Raw genomic sequence first — 16161 nt, forward strand, 5'->3', positions numbered from 1 at the left:
TTCACTTGCCGAGAATCACATCGCGGATCAGATCGATCACCGCTTGTGAACGGATGCCGGTGCAAACGATCTGGCTCGGAAGATTGTCCCATTCGTTCGGCGGAAAATGGCGCCCGTTCGGTTTGACGATCGTCTGGCCGTCGGCAATGCCGCCGCAGACGACGCGTACCGAACCCTCGATCGTATCGAACAGCTCCGGCGCCACGACATAGACGCAGGCGCAGCTATCATGCACCATCATGCCGTCGTCGACCGCATGGCTGTAGAAATCGATATAGGATTGCGACAGGTCGGCCAGCAACTGCACGGACGGCCCCCCGGCCTTTGCCATGTCGGCGAGATAGCTGCGGCTCATCGTCGTGATCGCGGTCACGTCGAGGCCGACGACTACGACCTTCCAGGCTGCGGTCATGACGGCATCGGCGGCTTCCGGGTCGCCGTGAATATTGGCTTCCGCCACCGGCGTGACGTTGCCCGGAACATAGAAATTGCCGCCCATGATGACGACGTCTTTCACCAGCCTGGCGATCTCCGGATCATGCTTCAGGGCCATCGCCAGATTGGTCATTCGGCCGACGGCGACAAGGGTCACCTCGCCCGGATTGGCGCGGACTGTATCGATGATGAATTGATGCGCCGGACGCGGATCGGTCGCCAGATCGATCGTTTCAGGCACTTCGATATCGCCGAGACCATTATGCCCATGCACGAAGGTAGGCCAATCCCGCTCCTTTCGCGACGGATCGAACGTGACGCTGGCGCCGCGGGCGACCGGGCACGGAATATTCCATTCGCGCTTCAGAAACAGCGCGTTGCGCGTCGTCGTGTCGACGGAAGCATTGCCGAACACGGTGGTGATGCCGAGAAGATCGATATCCGGATGGCGATGCAGGAAGAGAAGCGCCATGGCGTCGTCGACGCCAGGGTCCGTGTCGTAAATGACCTTGTGCATGATTTTTCCTTGTTATCCTTTTGACCAGCTTGATCTTGTCCAAAGGCTGCGCCGCAGTTTTTGGGGATCATGCTCCGAAATCACCGGGGCGCACGAGAGCCGTGCTCAGCGAAATGCCTCACCATAGCCGCAGACGCCATTTCTGCAATATCGGATACAATCTCGTGCGAATTCGCCACAGATTGCGGCAAATCGATGCCAATCAGCCGAAAATTCAGCCGATTTTCGCAATTGCGGCGGTAGCAAAATCGGATTTGATTTTCGGAAGAACAAGCTCCGCAACGGGTCCGGCCGCCGCCAGTGCGGCCGCCTCGGCGACACCGTGGCAGCCCACACGCGCAAAGACGAGTTCGGACGGGTTCTTCAGACGAGGCGTCTCGCGCTCCAGGGTGGCCGCGTCGAAAAAATGCAGCGGCAATTGAAGATGAGCGGCCGTTTCTACGATTGCGGGCTCGTTGCTTCGCGTATCGATGGAGGCGATCGCGACGACTTGAGCGACCTCTATCCCACCCTCCCGCAAGGCCCGTTCGGCAAGCAGGCGCACATCGTTCCAGTCCGTACCGCGCTCGCAGCCGAGACCGAGGATGTAGCGGCGGGTGAAAGGATCAAGAGTCGTCATGGGGCCTCAGCGACGGCGGTTATGATTGGGCATAGTCTCCTTTGTCGCGCGTTCGTGTCCACCCCCCTGCCCGTCAATTTCGCCCGGTGTGTCCCTACAGCAATTGCCCTAATGTGTTTGCAGTGCCAGAAGACGTCTCAACTTCACGCCGTCGAGTTCCCCGCCCTTGCAAGACATCACCCTTCACCTGCTGCTTCTGCTCTTCGCCGCTTCCTTCTTTGCCGGTTTTGTCGACTCCATTGCCGGCGGGGGCGGACTTATCACCGTACCAGCCATGCTGCTTGCCGGCATTCCGCCATTGCAGACGCTCGGCACCAACAAGGTGCAATCAATCTTTGGTGCCGCCTCGGCGACTATTGCCTATGCCCGCCAGGGCCATGTGCGGCTTCGCACGCAATTGCCGATGGCCCTGATGGCTGTCATCGGTGGCATGCTGGGCGCTGCGCTGGCGACGATCATGCCCGGCGATGTCCTGCGCATCATCTTGCCGTTCCTGTTGATCGCCATCGCGCTTTATTTCGCCTTCAAGCCCAATCTCAACGATATCGAAAAACACGGCCGCATGAGCGCAACGCTCTTCGGGTTCACCTTCGTGCCGCTGATCGGCTTCTATGACGGCGCCTTCGGACCTGGCACTGGCTCGTTCTTCATGCTCGCCTTCGTCACGCTCGTCGGCTTCGGCATGCTGAAGGCGACGGCTCATACGAAGCTTTTGAATTTCGGCTCGAATCTCGGCAGCTTGATCGTCTTCATCTTCTCCGGCGTCATCCTATGGAAGGTCGGCCTCACCATGGGTCTCGGCCAGTTCCTTGGCGCTCAGGCCGGCTCACGACTCGCCATGCGCATCGGCGCAAGGCTGATCAAGCCGCTGCTGGTCGTCGTCTGCATCGCCTTCGCCATCAAGCTCCTGGCCGACCCGACCAATCCTGTTCGCGTCTGGCTGGGGTTCTAGTATCAGGCGGCTTTGAGGCGCTTACTGGCCCAACACGAACTCCCCGACTTGCATCGCCACGCCATTCACCATTGCATCGATCCGATGGAGACCAGGATAATGTTTGCGCGTCGTCAGGTCATCCAGCCGCAATGCCTTGGAGAATTGTGCCGTTTCACCGGGCGCCAAGGATACTGATGTCAGCTTGAAGACCTTTGGCCTTGCCATGCCGTTTGCCTTGACGAAGTGCACGGCAAAATCGACGAGCAGAGATTGCGCAGCTTCTCCCTCGTTGACGAGGGAAAAGCCGATGCGGACGATGTCGCCCATCTGCGCCTTCGCCGGCATTATCTCAGCACTGCCAACGCGAATGCCTTCGACGGCGGAATAACCCATAGCGCCGATCGCATCGGCCTCACCACGCTTGACGGCGGAGCGCAGCGCATGACGGATCAGGCGCAGACGTTCCCGCGGCGCATCAATGCTCCAGCGGCGTACCGTCTCTATGAGAACGCCGGGATGATCTTTACCGATATCGTTGAGATTATTGGCGACGGAACGACGGACATAAAGCTCCGGATCGTCCTTCAGCAATTCCAATAACTCAAGCACCGGCGCCGGATCAGCCTGAAAGGCGCGGAGCCGTTGTGCCCATGGAAGACGTGGCCGCGTACCTTCCGACACCAGCCGCCGGACGTGCACATTGGCATCGCTGGCCCACATACGCAGCCGCTCCAACGTCTCCTCCTGCCTCTTGTCGAGGAAGGTGCGGACCGAGAATTCAGCGGTAAAGCGCTTCGTCAGCTCATATTGCGCCCGCATGGACGGCTCGAAGTGATCGATGCCGTTGTCGGCAACGAAGATCGTGTGTGGCAGATAAAGAAACGGCGTCATGCCGAAATTGTCGCTGCCATTCATTTCCGGACCCAGCGAGCGAACGAGAATATCGATCGCCTCAGAATAATCTCCCGGCAAAAACACCTTGAGCGTGCGCGCTATCGCTCGCCCACGATCCATCAGTTCCAGCGGCTCGTATCCATCAAGCGTCGCCGCAACGAAGCCTTTCCGGTCGAATGCCGGATGCACCGCACCGATCATTTCGGCGATACGGGCCGGCACCTCTGCACCGAAGCGATCCTTCAGGCGTTCAGCCATGCCATCCCCTCAAAAGCTTCGCAGTTGTTCGAATGCAGCACGCTGGTGCCGGCATTGGCGGCATCGATCTGCATGTGATCGAAATAGTCGAGGCAATCCTTGCTCGCATGCACCTTCGGCAGAGCGGCCACCGCATCAGCATGAGAGCGCCACCAGATGACATCGACATAGCCGCCATCACAGCCGCGCACCAGTTCGCGATTGATATAGCCGGGCTGGAGCTTCAGAAAACGATCCTGCATTCTCGCAGCCGCTTCCAGAAGCGCACCTTCGGATAGGTCGGCGCGGAGCTTGAACGGCGCCCATTCCATAACTTTTCCCGTCATCGTCTTTCCTCGGGTTCAGTCAGATGCCCATCGCTTATTGCTTAATAGGACAGATAACGACATATTTCAGCAATGGCGCGCACGGCGGATGGAACAAGGCTGAACAGGCTGGAAGAGCTGAAAGGGCTGCTTCGCGAACGTGAGCACGCGACAGCCGCCGAGCTCGCTGCCGAGATGGGCGTCAGCCTGCGCACGCTCAACCGCGACATTGCGCTACTGCGCCAAAGTGGCCTGCCGATCGATGCCGACCGCGGCCGCGGCGGCGGCATGCAATTGCATCGTAGCTGGTCGCTCGGCCGGCTGCATCTCGATCATCTCGAAACGATCGACCTGCTGCTCAGCATCACCATCGCCGAAAAGGTTGGTTCGCCTCTGCTGTTGCAACATCTGACGTCGATCAAGCGCAAGGTCTCCGCCGCCTTCACCGAAGGCTATCAGGGCCGCATCCGCGACCTGCGCCGCCGCATCATCGTCGGTGCGCCGGCAACGCTCAATGTCGTCAACAGCTATGTGCCGCCAAGTCGCGCCAATCTTGCACTGATATCCCAAGCCTTCTTCGAGCAGCGGCAGGTGATCATCGATTACGAGGCCGGCGACGGCGTTGTCACCAGCCGCCGGATCGAGCCGCAATTCCTCTATTTGAATGCGCCCGTCTGGTATCTCATCACCTGGGATCACCTGCGGGATGACATCAGAACCTTCCGCGTCGATCGCATCCGCGCGGCAGAACTCCAGCCGGCAACCTTTCGCATCGGCGATCCGAAGATCTACATCGCCGCCGCGGACCGAAGCGCCTCGCTTCTCTAATTCCTCAGAATTCGACGCCCGGCTGCCCCTTGATGCCGGAACGGAACGGATGCTTGATCAGCTCCATCTCGGTGACGAGGTCGGCGATCTCGATCAGCTCTTCCTTGGCGTTGCGGCCAGTCAAAACGACATGCGTCATGTACGGCTTCTCCGTTTTCAGGAAGTCGAGGACGTCGTTGATATCGAGATAATCATAGCGGAGCGCGATGTTGATCTCATCGAGAAGCACCATCGAATTGCGCTCGTCGCGAATCAAATCCTTGGCCTTCTCCCAGGCTGCCGCAGCGGCCGCCACGTCGCGGGCACGATCCTGCGTCTCCCAGGTGAACCCCTCGCCCATGGTATGAAACTGGCAGATATCGGAGAAATGCTTTTCGATCAGATCCCGCTCGCCGGTCCACATCGCGCCCTTGATGAACTGCACCACTGCGCACGGCTTCCTGTGAGCGATGTGACGGAAAATCATGCCGAACGCGGACGACGACTTGCCTTTGCCCTTGCCGGTATGGACGATGATCAGTCCCTTCTCGTCCGTCTTCGTTGCCATGATCTTGTCGCGCGCGGCCTTTTTCTTGGCCATCTTGTCGGCATGGCGTGCGTCATCGTTCTTCGGTGCTTCAGTGCCCGTTTCGGTTGGTTCTTCGCTCATTCTACTCTCCCTGCAATTGTCGATTTCTGCGCTAACGGCCCGCCACGCCAAAGGTAAAGCGCCGCCAGCGGTGTCCTCTCGGTTCGCATCGCATGGCGAATATCCGAGGGATGATGAATGATTTCGCCTGTCCACCGCGGCAGGAAGGCTTGACTGTCCTTGCTCCACAGTGAGCCTTCCGTCAGCGGAATATAGATTTCCTCGGCGATGTGATGGTGATCCGGATAATGCACATCTGGCCCGAGCAGCAGAAAGCCGCCGGCCATTTCATCGCTGACGAAGTGGCCGCGCGTGCCGAAAAGCTCGACCCAACAGTATCTCTGCAGAAAATCGGCGCCGAAATCAGCGATGTTATAGGTCTGCGCCCAGTGCAATGCGTCTGCCGCACCTACGAGGCTGGAAAACAATTCACTTTCCGCGACATCGGCTGGCCGGTGGAGATCGTTCAGATAACTCACGACCGGCAGACTACGTGCCGCAAGTAACCGCCCGCCCATCCGCCAATCAAAGCCTGCAATGAAACGCCTCAATATGGGATCGCTCCGCGAAGCGACATAGCGCTGGAAGGCTTGAAGAAGATCGTCGACCGCACTCAAGCTACGACCTCCTTGTCAGTCAAAGTCTCCAGATCGAACCGTGCCGAATTGCTGCGTGGCGTCCAGAGTTGGCGATCGATCGCTTCGAGCAGACGCTCTTGCATCTCCCGTAAGGCCGCCGGATTCTTCTCCGCCATGAAATCGCGCACCAGGGGATCGACGACAAAAGCCTGATAGACCGCCTCGAAATGATGATTGCGCACGGCGCCCGTGGTTGCGGCGAAAGCGAAGAGGTAGTCGACCGTGGCTGAAATCTCGAAGGCGCCCTTATAACCATGGCGCATCACGCCATCGATCCACTTCGGATTGACGACACGGCCGCGCACGACACGGCCGATCTCCTCTTCCAGCGAGCGGATAACCGGCTTTTCCGGGCGGGAATGGTCGTTGTGATAGATCGACGGACGAGCGCCCGCGAGCTGCTCCGCAGCAGCCGCCATACCACCTTCAAACTGGTAGTAATCGTCGCTGTCCAGCAGGTCGTGCTCTCGATTGTCTTGATTCTGCACCACCGCCTGAATCGAGCGCAACCGCTCCTCGAACACGCCGCGCTCGGCTTTCCCGTCCTCGCCTGCGCCATAGGCATAGCTGCCCCAGACGAGATAGGCCTCCGCCAGATCGGCGCGACGCTCCCAGCCCTTCTCGTCGATCAATGCCTGCAGTCCGGCTCCATAGGCGCCGGGCTTGGAACCGAAGATACGGTAGCCAGCTCGCCTGCTGGCCGAAGCCTCGTCCAGTCCTGCCGCCTCCAGCCGCCTAATCTCGCCGCGCACGCGTGCCGCGATGGGATTGTCCACGGCATCCTCATCCAACGCCCCGACCGCGCGGACCGCCTTGTCGAACAGTGCGATCTGCTCCGGAAAGGCATCGCGGAAGAAGCCGGAAATTCGCAACGTCACATCGACACGCGGCCGCCCGAGCTTTGCCGGCGCAATAATCTCATAGCCGGTAACGCGCCGCGAGGTCATGTCCCAGACGGGCCTGACACCGATCAAGGCCAGCGCCTGGGCAATATCGTCACCGCCGGTGCGCATATTCGACGTGCCCCAGGCCGTCAGCCCGAAGGAAACCGGCCACTCACCGTGATCCTGCACGTAGCGGCGGACTAACAGCTCCGCCGACTTCTTGCCAAGCTCATAGGCCGCCGGCGTCGGCACGGCGCGGCTGTCGACGGAATAGAAATTCCGACCCGTCGGCAAAACATCTGGCCTACCGCGTGTCGGCGCCCCTGAGGGGCCGGGCGGCACGAACCGGCCGTCGAGGCCTTTTATCAAGGCGGCAATCTCCGCATCGCCGCACGCGAGAATGGACGGCTGCAGTTGCGAGAAAATCCCCTCAAGAACCATGTGGGTGTTTACCCAGCTCTCTGGACAGACCATCCCGCGTGAAACGAGTTGAGCGGCCAGCAGCTCGATACGTTCGACAGTGTCGCCTTGCGTGCGCCAGGGCGCATCGGAGGCGTCTTGCAGGATAGATGGGCGCGGGCCGAGCCATTCGTCCGCCATATCGCAATCCAGAGGATCGAACGACGTAGGCTGCACCAACGCATCCCGCGCGATCGCCCGCTGCAAACTCTGATCGCCGCCCTCGCCCAATCCCCGCGGCACGCGCGCCAGGGCCACCGTCAAATCCGTGAGCAGCCTTCCGGATGGCGAAACGCCGAAAACATGCAGTCCGTCACGGATCTGCATTTCCTTGAGGTCGCAGAGATAGGCGTCGAGCTTCTTCAGCGCCTCATCCTCACCTTCGCCTTTGGCAATGCCGGCATCCTGATCCAGGCCGATATCGGTGACCAGATCGAGAATCTGTTTGCGCAGCAGCCGAATACGGCGGGGATCGCCGCCGGAAGCCTCATAGTATTCGTCCACCAGCGCTTCGAGGTCCTTGAGCGGGCCGTAGCTTTCGGCGCGTGTTAAAGGCGGGGTCAGGTGGTCGATGATCACGGCGCTCGCGCGGCGCTTGGCCTGCGTGCCCTCGCCTGGATCATTGACGATGAACGGATAGAGATGCGGCAACGGCCCGAGAATCGCTTCGGGATAGCAGGTTTCTGACAGCGCCAGGGCTTTCCCCGGCAGCCATTCGAGATTGCCATGCTTGCCCATATGAATGACGGCATGCGCGCCGAAAGACCGGCGCAGGAATGCATAGAAAGCGAGATAGCCATGCGGCGGCACGAGGTCCGGCGAATGATAGCTTTCCTTCGGATCGATATTATAGCCGCGCGCTGGCTGGATACCCACCAGCACGTCGCCGAAGCGGGTGAAGGGCAGTGCAAAGGCACCTTCGCGAACATAGGGATCGCTCTCCGGATCACCCCAACGCGCAGTAGTCTCGTCCTGAATCTGAATAGGAAGAGATGAGAGGAAATTCTTGTATTCGCTTATAGAAATGGTCTCGCGTACGACCTTGCCGTCGTGGCCGGAATTGGTCGGCCCGTCCATCAGGTGCCGCATGAGCGCATCGCCATCGGCAGGCAGATCGGCAACCGGATACTCCGCCGCCTGCATAGCTTTCAGCACTTCCATCGTGCCCGCCGGCGTATCGAGCCCGACGCCGTTACCAAGCCGTCCGTCGCGGTTCGGATAGTTGGCCATGACGAGCGCCACCCGCCGATCTTGCGGGCGCGTTTTGCGCAATCCCGCCCAATTGGCCGCCAATCGAGCGGTATAGCGCATGCGGTCGGCTGCCGACTCGCTGGCAACGATATTGGCCTCGACACGATCATCATAACGCGCCGCCGCCTTGAAGGAGACGGCACGAGCCAGTACGCGCCCATCCACCTCCGGCAGCGCGACATTCATGCCGAGATCACGTGCGGAAAGCCCTTGTGACGAAGCATCCCAAGCCTCTCGCGATGAAGCCGAAAAGATCGCCTGCAGCACGACGGCGTCACTCGCCTCCAATACGGTCGGCTGCCGATCCGCGCCCGGCGCCGAGACGGCAAAACCGGTCGTGTTGATCACGACGTCGGGCTTCAGCTCGCCGAAAACGCTTTCGAGAATGCCGACTGAAACCGGATCCTTGAGGCTGTAGGCAAAGACCGGCAGCGGCCGCATGCCCTCGGTGATCAGCGCCTCTATCATGGCTTCGACCGGCTTGGTTTCACCGCTTTGCACGAGGGCACGATAGAACGAAATAGCGACGGTCGGGGGTTCAAATCCCTCTCCCGCTACCATCGAAGATGCTGAGATATTTCTCCACTCCTCGGTCCCAATCACGCCCCTGCCCGGCCACCAGATCCCCGCCTTCATCAACGGAGCGGCCGGCGCCGGTTTTTCGGCGCCCGACAGCAACGCCCCGGCGTAGCCGAGAAAGTCACGAGAATTCGCGTCGCCGCCTTCGATCAGATAGGACCAAAGCGCGTTGAGGTCCTCGAGCGCAACATTGGAGAACGGCGTCAGCCCGGGATCAGGCTTGGAATCTCCCGGAAGTACCGCGATAAGCGCACCGCTGCGTACGGCGCAGGCATGCAACGCCTCGAGCGCATAGTGGAAATAGCTGGCACCGCCAAGCGCCCTGACGATAATCAGCTTCGCATGCCGAGCCGTCCGTTCGATATAGGTATCGACGGACATCGGATGCTTGAGGCTCATCAAGCTCGCAAGCCGCAACGAATAGGCGGCTTCCCCCTGCCCATGGGCGGCAGCGATCGCCGCAAGCTCCGTATCGGCGGCCGACAGAAACAGGATATCGCCCGGCGACTGGCCAAGATCAATCGCCTCCTCGCCATCGCTGATCGTTCCCTTTTGCGCTAGGAGGAGATGCATGCCGCCCCAATTCGTTTCATTGATTTAAGCCGCTTCAAGCGGCTTGATGGCTGCGAATACATCGCTCTTTTCCGCTTGCGCGATCGCGAGATCATAACCCGTTTGCATCGCCATCCAGAAATCTGGCGTCGTGCTGAAAAACCGCGCGAGCCGAAGTGCCGTATCCGGCGTGACCCCGGTGTCCTCCGAAACCAGCCTCTCAATACGCGTTCGAGGCACGTTAAGATGTTTCGCCAAAGCACCGGCGCTCATCGTCAATGGCTTCAGATACTCCTCCCGCAAGATTTCACCCGGATGGATCGGCGGAAGTTTGGTCTCGGTCATGTTACGCTCCATCAGTGATAATCCACGATCTCGACATCACGCGGTCCAGCTTCGGTCCATAGGAAGCAAATGCGCCATTGATCGTTGATTCTGATCGAATACTGGCCAGAACGATCACCTTGCAAACGCTCCAGCCGATTGCCGGGAGGCGATCGCAGGTCGTCCAGCACAACCGCATAGTTCAATATCGTCAGCTTGCGTTGCGCGGAACGAACGAGGTCGGCTGGAAAGCCCTTTGGCACGTTTCCTGAGGCCACAGCTTCGGCGAACTTCCCCTTGTATGAAACGATCACCGCTATCTCAACTTCCGCCTAAGCAGTATATCCAATGTATCATGACCTGATACAAAATCAAGCTAACTGCTCGATCGCCTTGCGCACGATCTCCTCGTCCATCTCGTGCAGCCCAATCACCACAAGCCGCGTCTGACGCTCTTCGCCCGGCGTCCAGGCGCGGTCGAAATAATGGTCGATGCGGCTGCCGACGGCCTGGATCTGCAAGCGCATCGGCTTGCCGGGCACATCGACAAAACCCTTGAGGCGCAGGACATCGTGTTCGGCAATCACGCCCTTCAAGTTCTCGATAAAGGCAAGCGGATCGGCGATCGGGCCGAGCTCGACGATGAAGCTGTCGAATTCGTCATGATCATGCGGTGCGCCGTCCTCGTGTTCCAGCTCGTGATGTGATTTGCGGTTGGCGATATCGCCTTCGGTGCCGATGCCGAGGCCGAGGAGGATGGCGGCCGGAACCTCACCATTTTTCGCTTCGATGATCGTCGGCTTGCGGGCGGTGCGAGAGGCAACTTCGGTACGGACGCGACCAAGGCCAGCGACATCGATCAGGTCGGTCTTGTTGAGAACGATAAGATCGGCGCAGTGCAATTGATCCTCGAACAGCTCCTCGATCGGGCTTTCGTGATCAAGCGATTCGTCTTCGACACGACGGGCTTCGACAGCATCGTGATCATCGGCAAAACGGCCGGCGGCGACAGCGGCGCTATCGACCACGGTGATGACGCCGTCGACGGTGACCTGGGTGCGGATATCCGGCCAGTTGAAAGCAGCGACGAGGGGCTGCGGCAACGCCAGACCGGAAGTCTCGATGACGATATGATCGGGACGCGCATCACGCTCCAAAAGCTTGGTCATGGTTGGGATGAAATCGTCTGCGACCGTGCAGCAGATGCAGCCGTTGGTCAGCTCGATAATGTCGTCCTCGGTGCAGTTTTCCGCGCCGCAGCCCTTCAGCACGTCACCATCGACGCCAAGATCACCGAACTCGTTGATGATCAGGGCGATCTTCTTCCCACCGGTGTTCTGCAGGAGGTTGCGGATCATCGTCGTCTTTCCGGCGCCAAGGAAGCCGGTGATGACGGTGGCGGGAATTTTTTCCTGATTCATGCAGATCAACCCTTCATTTTCAGCGGCAGCCCCGCCGCGATAAAATAGACTTCGGCGCTTGCCGCCGCGAGCATCTGGTGCAACCGGCCGGCATGATCGCGAAACTCGCGTGCCATACGGTTTTCAGGCACGATGCCGAGCCCGACCTCATTGGAAACGAGGACGAGGCGCGACTTTGCGCCTGGTAGAAATTCTGTGAGAGCGGAAAATTCCGCCGCGATGTTGCGCTCGGCCATCATCAGGTTGGTGACCCAAAGCGTCAGGCAATCGACGAGAACAGCGCGGTCCTCGCCGTCGATCGCCGCCAGCCGCGCCGTAAGATCGAGCGGCTCCTCATGCGTCGTCCAGAGAAGATCACCCCGTTCGGCGCGATGTTGTGCGATGCGATCGCGCATTTCGTCGTCCCAGGCCTGGCCCGTCGCCACGTAATGACGATCGAGGCCGGTATCCGAGATCAGCGATTCGGCGAATCGGGATTTACCGGAGCGTGCGCCGCCGAGAACAAGAACGGCGCGGGACGGTGAGGATAGCATCGGCTATTTCCGCCCCGACACAAAGGCGACCGCGGGCGCGATGCCGCCAAAGCCGCAAAGCAGGCGCCTGCGCGCCCAAAATTCATTTCGCGCCATGACAACCTCCGTGCTGGCAGCCGAGACATCCGTCCCTGGGGTGGGCCTTGTGCCCGGCACGTATGGCAGGTCTCCTGGCTCGCGGATGAGGCGCAGCAAGCGGGGCAAACCGAAATCGGTCGCCTCCGCTCCTGCACCAGCGGATCTCCCTCGCCTTCCCGGCAAACATCATGAAAAGGCGGACGATTCGTAGAATTAGAGGCGTCCAGCCCTGGTTGATCATGATGCCACGCCAGTGGCTTTTCCGGCTCGAAGCTGCTTTCACCTGCCCGCACCACGCGGACCATCAGCAAAATACCCCCCAAACCGGATGAAAGACCCTGACCGCTCTACAGTCGCGGGGTCGGCTGTGATGAGAACGCCCGAGTTGGGTCCGCCCCTTCACATTCCCTTTTCATCCCATGCGACAGATCGCCGCTCGGGAACCATTCGTTATGCCGCAATGATTAGGCTTTCGGTCCCGGCAAGTCAATCAAGGCCGGCCGATACGACATCGGCTGTCCTAACGGCGAAATATGCATAAAAGTCGCAGCGGTTTGGCGCTCTTTTTGCCGTATTTCTTTGATGTTAGGAGTTTATAGAAGCCAAGCACGTAGCTTTGAGCAAAAAACTGTCGTCTGTTCCCCATGTTGCAGAAATTCCAACCGCGCCGCCTCGGCGTCTTCTCCGCCCTATTCGAACTTGGTCGGTTCAGGGCATTGCTGCGTCGTGGCGAATTGGGGCTGGTTTTCGCCGGCGCCCTGGCGGGAATAGTCTCCGGTTGCGCCGTAACAGCGATGAGCTTTGTCTCGCGCAAGCTTCACAGCGCCATCTATGGGATCACCGACTATGAGCGCCTGAGTTCGGCAGCGGTAGCTATACCAGACAAGTCGGTGCTTCTGATCGCGCCCATAGCCGGCGGCATCATCCTCGGCATCTTGCTCTATATATTGTCGCGCACGCGCAAGAAGCCGATGGTCGACCCGATCGAAGCCAATGCGCTGCACGGTGGCCGTATGTCGCTCACCGATAGTATCCTCGTTGCGGTGCAAAACCTGATCTCGAACGGTTTCGGCGCGTCGGTCGGGCTTGAAGCTGGCTACACGCAGCTTGCCGCCGGCATTGCGTCGAAATTCGGCTATAAGATGCAGATGCGCCGCGCCGACCTGCGCATGCTCGTCGGTTGCGGCGCTGCCGGCGCCATCGCCGCCGCGTTCAATGCGCCGCTCACCGGCGCCTTCTACGCTTTCGAGCTGATTATCGGAAGTTATTCCATCCTCACCCTGACGCCGGTCGTCGTCTCAGCGCTGATATCGACCATGATCGCAAGATTGCTCGCCGGTGACGACTTCGCCATCGACATCGATCATTTCGGTGCGATCGTCCCTGCCGACTATCTTCCGGCTGTCCTGCTCGGTGCTTTCTGCGCCGGTATAGGCATCCTGATCATGCAAGGCGTCGCCTGGGTCGAAGAGTTTGCACGCAAGAGTTCCATCGCACCGCCCTTCCGCCCCGCGCTCGGCGGCCTTGTCGTCGGCCTGTTGGCGCTGATCTCGCCGCAGGTTCTGTCGGCTGGCCACGGCGCACTGCATCTCAACCTGTCGACAAATGTGACCCTCAGCGCATTGGCCGGACTTTTCATCCTGAAATCACTGGCCTCTGCCGTGTCGATCGGATCCGGTTTCAGAGGCGGCTTGTTCTTTGCGTCGCTGTTCATGGGCGCGCTGCTCGGCAAAATCTTCGCCTATTGCGGCCCCTATTTCGATCACGCCACACTGACGCCGGCCGTCTATGCCGTGGTCGGCATGAGCTCGCTTGCCGTCGCCATCATCGGCGGCCCCTTGACCATGACCTTCCTGGCGCTGGAGATCACCGGCGATTTTCCGATCACCGCCCTGGTGCTCGCCGCCGTCATTACCTCGTCGCTCGTCGTGCGCACCACCTTCGGCTATTCCTTCGCAACATGGCGCTTCCATCTGCGCGGCGAAAGCATCCGCAGCGCCCATGATGTCGGCTGGATCCGCAATCTGACGGTCGTCCGCATGATGCGCCCGGACGTCCACACGGCTGATGTCAACACGAGCATCGAGGAATTTCGTCACCGCTTTCCGATCGGCTCGGCGCAGCGCGTCATTCTTATCGACAAGGACGAGAAATATGCCGGCATGGTGCTGATGCCGGACATTTATGCGAGCCCGGTCGAGAAGGACGACGAGGAACACGGCCTCGCCGATTTCATCCGCCATCGCAACGATTTCCTGCAGCCGCAGATGAACGCCAAGCAGGCCGCCGCCCTGTTCGACCAGACGCAAAGCGAAGCACTGGTGGTGATCAACGACCTGATCGAGCGCAAGGTGATCGGCCTGCTCACCGAGAGCTATACGCTGCGCCGCTACAGCGAAGAACTCGACCGCCGCCGCCGCGAAGTGTCGGGCGAAATTTAGTACACGAGGCTGTCGAGCCAGGCCGGATCAAGCACCGCTTCCAGCTCCGTTGCAATCTGGTCCAGAGCCGCCTCGACGCCGGCGCGGTAATCCATCCGCTCGCCGGTCAGGCCGAAGCTTGCAAGCAGCTTTGCCCGGTAGGCGTCGCTGGTGAAAAGCCCGTGCAGATAGGTGCCCATGATCAGGCCGTCGCTGGAAAGCGCACCATCCGGCCGGCCGTCGATCATCGTCGAGGGCCGGTCGCAATCGGTGCCGCGAGTCACGCCGAGATGGATTTCATAGCCCGAGAGCGGTGCGTCGTATTCCCTGGAAAAAGCCACGCTGTTGCGCAATGTCTTTTCCGGCGCCATCTCGGTCTCGACATCGAGCAGGCCAAGCCCCGGTATCTCCGTCACCGATCCCTCTATGCCGAGCGGATCATGCACCACGCGGCCGAGCATCTGATAACCGCCGCAAATGCCGATGACGCGGCCCCCGCGGCGGACATGATCAGCTATATCCTGATCCCACCCCTGCGCCCGCAAATCCATCAGGTCGCCGATGGTCGATTTCGAGCCCGGCAGGATTACGAGTCCTGCGTCCGCGGGCAACCGCTCGCCAGGGCGCACGAAGACGAGATCGACATCGGGCTCGGCGCGCAGCGGATCGAGATCGTCGAAATTGGCGATGCGCGGCAAGACAGGCACTGCGATCTTCAACGCGCCATCCGAGCCGCGCGCCAGCCGCTCCAGCACGACCGAATCCTCGGCTGGCAGCCGGCCCGCCGCCTTTAGCCAGGGCACGACGCCATAGCAAGGCCAGCCAGTGAAGCCCCCAATGGCATCCACCCCTTCGCCGAACAGCGAGATATCGCCGCGAAACTTGTTGATCAGGTAGCCACGGATCATCCGCCGGTCTTCCTCGGGCAGGATATGATGGGTGCCAACCAGCGAAGCGATCACGCCCCCGCGATCGATATCGCCGACGAGCACGACCGGGACATTAGCGCGGGTGGCAAAACCCATATTGGCGATATCGCCCTTCCTGAGATTGATCTCGGCCGGCGAACCGGCGCCCTCGACGATCACCAGATCGGTACCGGCGCGCATGGTCGCAAAGCTTTGCAGCACGGCGCCGAGCAATTGCGGCTTCAGCGCCTGGTAATCCCTGCCCTTTGCCTGCCCCCAGACCTTGCCCTGCACGATGATCTGGCTGCCGGTTTCTGATTGCGGCTTCAGCAGCACCGGGTTCATATGCACCGATGACGGCACGCGCGCGGCCAGCGATTGCAGCCATTGCGCCCGGCCAATTTCGCCGCCGTCCTCGGCGACCGCGGCATTGTTCGACATGTTCTGGGGCTTGAAAGGGCGCACCCGAACGCCCCTGTTGGCAAACAGCCGGCAGAGTCCGGCGACCAATACCGTTTTTCCGACATCGGAGCCGGTCCCCTGCAGCATGATCGCCTTCGTCATCCGTTATCGCTCCGATATGGCACTACGACCGAAAACCCTGGTTTCGCCTTGATTCTGCCGCGATGATTAACAGCGAAAAGCCGGATCTGCGAGGCAAAAAAGCATCACGTCCTCACATACTCTATTTGCGAC

Annotated in this window: 15 protein-coding genes and 1 riboswitch; of the genes, 3 read left to right on the forward strand and 12 right to left on the reverse strand. The window is 60.2% G+C overall.

Features of this window, described 5'->3' with window-relative positions:
* Nucleotide 1: 1 nt before the first annotated feature.
* Entirely contained in the window at nucleotides 2–952 is a 951-nt protein-coding gene (locus N2601_RS08375) for a nucleoside hydrolase (protein WP_104823373.1), read from the reverse strand.
* 214 nt (nucleotides 953–1166) lie between these two features.
* Nucleotides 1167–1571, reverse strand: a complete 405-nt coding sequence (locus N2601_RS08380; RefSeq protein ID WP_104823374.1) for a cobalamin biosynthesis protein — start codon at nucleotides 1569–1571, stop codon at nucleotides 1167–1169.
* Between the two features lie 166 nt (nucleotides 1572–1737).
* On the opposite strand from N2601_RS08380, the gene N2601_RS08385 reads away from it, so the two are divergent.
* Nucleotides 1738–2523 carry a TSUP family transporter gene (locus N2601_RS08385; RefSeq protein ID WP_104823375.1) on the forward strand — a complete coding sequence of 262 codons (786 nt, stop codon included), beginning with the start codon at nucleotides 1738–1740 and terminating at the stop codon, nucleotides 2521–2523.
* 21 nt (nucleotides 2524–2544) lie between these two features.
* Here N2601_RS08385 and N2601_RS08390 read toward each other — a convergent pair whose 3' ends face one another.
* Together N2601_RS08390 and N2601_RS08395 are read right to left on the reverse strand one after the other, a co-directional pair.
* Entirely contained in the window at nucleotides 2545–3657 is a 1113-nt protein-coding gene (locus N2601_RS08390) for a DNA alkylation repair protein (protein WP_104823376.1), read from the reverse strand.
* On the reverse strand, nucleotides 3642–3983 hold the full coding sequence (locus tag N2601_RS08395) for a hypothetical protein (RefSeq protein ID WP_158704459.1): 342 nt from the start codon (nucleotides 3981–3983) through the stop codon (nucleotides 3642–3644). The genes N2601_RS08390 and N2601_RS08395 overlap by 16 nt, the downstream gene beginning before the upstream one ends.
* Nucleotides 3984–4055: 72 nt before the next feature.
* Here N2601_RS08395 and N2601_RS08400 point away from each other — a divergent pair, with 72 nt between their 5' ends.
* Entirely contained in the window at nucleotides 4056–4790 is a 735-nt protein-coding gene (locus N2601_RS08400; RefSeq protein ID WP_104823378.1) for a helix-turn-helix transcriptional regulator, read from the forward strand.
* 4 nt (nucleotides 4791–4794) lie between these two features.
* Here N2601_RS08400 and cobO read toward each other — a convergent pair whose 3' ends face one another.
* Genes cobO through cobU form a run of 7 tightly spaced genes read right to left on the reverse strand, consistent with a single transcriptional unit; the run spans nucleotide 4795 to nucleotide 12059 of the window.
* Nucleotides 4795–5439, reverse strand: a complete 645-nt coding sequence (cobO, locus tag N2601_RS08405; protein ID WP_104823379.1) for a cob(I)yrinic acid a,c-diamide adenosyltransferase — start codon at nucleotides 5437–5439, stop codon at nucleotides 4795–4797.
* The gene (locus N2601_RS08410; protein WP_104823380.1) at nucleotides 5436–6035 is read right to left on the reverse strand and encodes a dimethylsulfonioproprionate lyase family protein; all 600 of its coding nucleotides are present in this window, start codon (nucleotides 6033–6035) and stop codon (nucleotides 5436–5438) included. The genes cobO and N2601_RS08410 overlap by 4 nt, the downstream gene beginning before the upstream one ends.
* Nucleotides 6032–9802, reverse strand: coding sequence for a cobaltochelatase subunit CobN (gene cobN / locus N2601_RS08415; protein ID WP_104823381.1), 3771 nt, complete (start codon nucleotides 9800–9802; stop codon nucleotides 6032–6034). Before cobN ends, N2601_RS08410 begins: the two co-directional genes overlap by 4 nt.
* A gap of 24 nt (nucleotides 9803–9826) precedes the next feature.
* Nucleotides 9827–10126, reverse strand: coding sequence for a HigA family addiction module antitoxin (locus N2601_RS08420; protein ID WP_104825122.1), 300 nt, complete (start codon nucleotides 10124–10126; stop codon nucleotides 9827–9829).
* Nucleotides 10127–10137: 11 nt separating this feature from the next.
* Nucleotides 10138–10419, reverse strand: coding sequence for a type II toxin-antitoxin system RelE/ParE family toxin (locus N2601_RS08425; protein ID WP_104823382.1), 282 nt, complete (start codon nucleotides 10417–10419; stop codon nucleotides 10138–10140).
* A gap of 57 nt (nucleotides 10420–10476) precedes the next feature.
* On the reverse strand, nucleotides 10477–11526 hold the full coding sequence (gene cobW, locus N2601_RS08430) for a cobalamin biosynthesis protein CobW (RefSeq protein ID WP_104825123.1): 1050 nt from the start codon (nucleotides 11524–11526) through the stop codon (nucleotides 10477–10479).
* 5 nt (nucleotides 11527–11531) lie between these two features.
* Nucleotides 11532–12059 (reverse strand): bifunctional adenosylcobinamide kinase/adenosylcobinamide-phosphate guanylyltransferase, encoded by a 528-nt coding sequence (gene cobU / locus N2601_RS08435; protein ID WP_104823383.1) that lies wholly within the window; start codon nucleotides 12057–12059, stop codon nucleotides 11532–11534.
* A 143-nt stretch (nucleotides 12060–12202) separates the two neighbouring features.
* Nucleotides 12203–12600, reverse strand: a riboswitch (cobalamin riboswitch).
* 181 nt (nucleotides 12601–12781) lie between these two features.
* Between cobU and N2601_RS08440 the strand changes: the two genes are divergently transcribed.
* The gene (locus tag N2601_RS08440) at nucleotides 12782–14578 is read left to right on the forward strand and encodes a chloride channel protein (protein WP_104823384.1); all 1797 of its coding nucleotides are present in this window, start codon (nucleotides 12782–12784) and stop codon (nucleotides 14576–14578) included.
* On the opposite strand, the gene N2601_RS08445 is transcribed toward N2601_RS08440, so the two are convergent.
* On the reverse strand, nucleotides 14575–16029 hold the full coding sequence (locus N2601_RS08445; protein ID WP_104823385.1) for a cobyric acid synthase: 1455 nt from the start codon (nucleotides 16027–16029) through the stop codon (nucleotides 14575–14577). The genes N2601_RS08440 and N2601_RS08445 overlap by 4 nt on opposite strands.
* Between the last annotated feature and the right edge of the window lie 132 nt (nucleotides 16030–16161).

The sequence above is a fragment of the Rhizobium sp. CB3060 genome, assembly GCF_025200735.1.
In the GTDB taxonomy this organism is placed as follows: Bacteria; Pseudomonadota; Alphaproteobacteria; order Rhizobiales; family Rhizobiaceae; genus Rhizobium.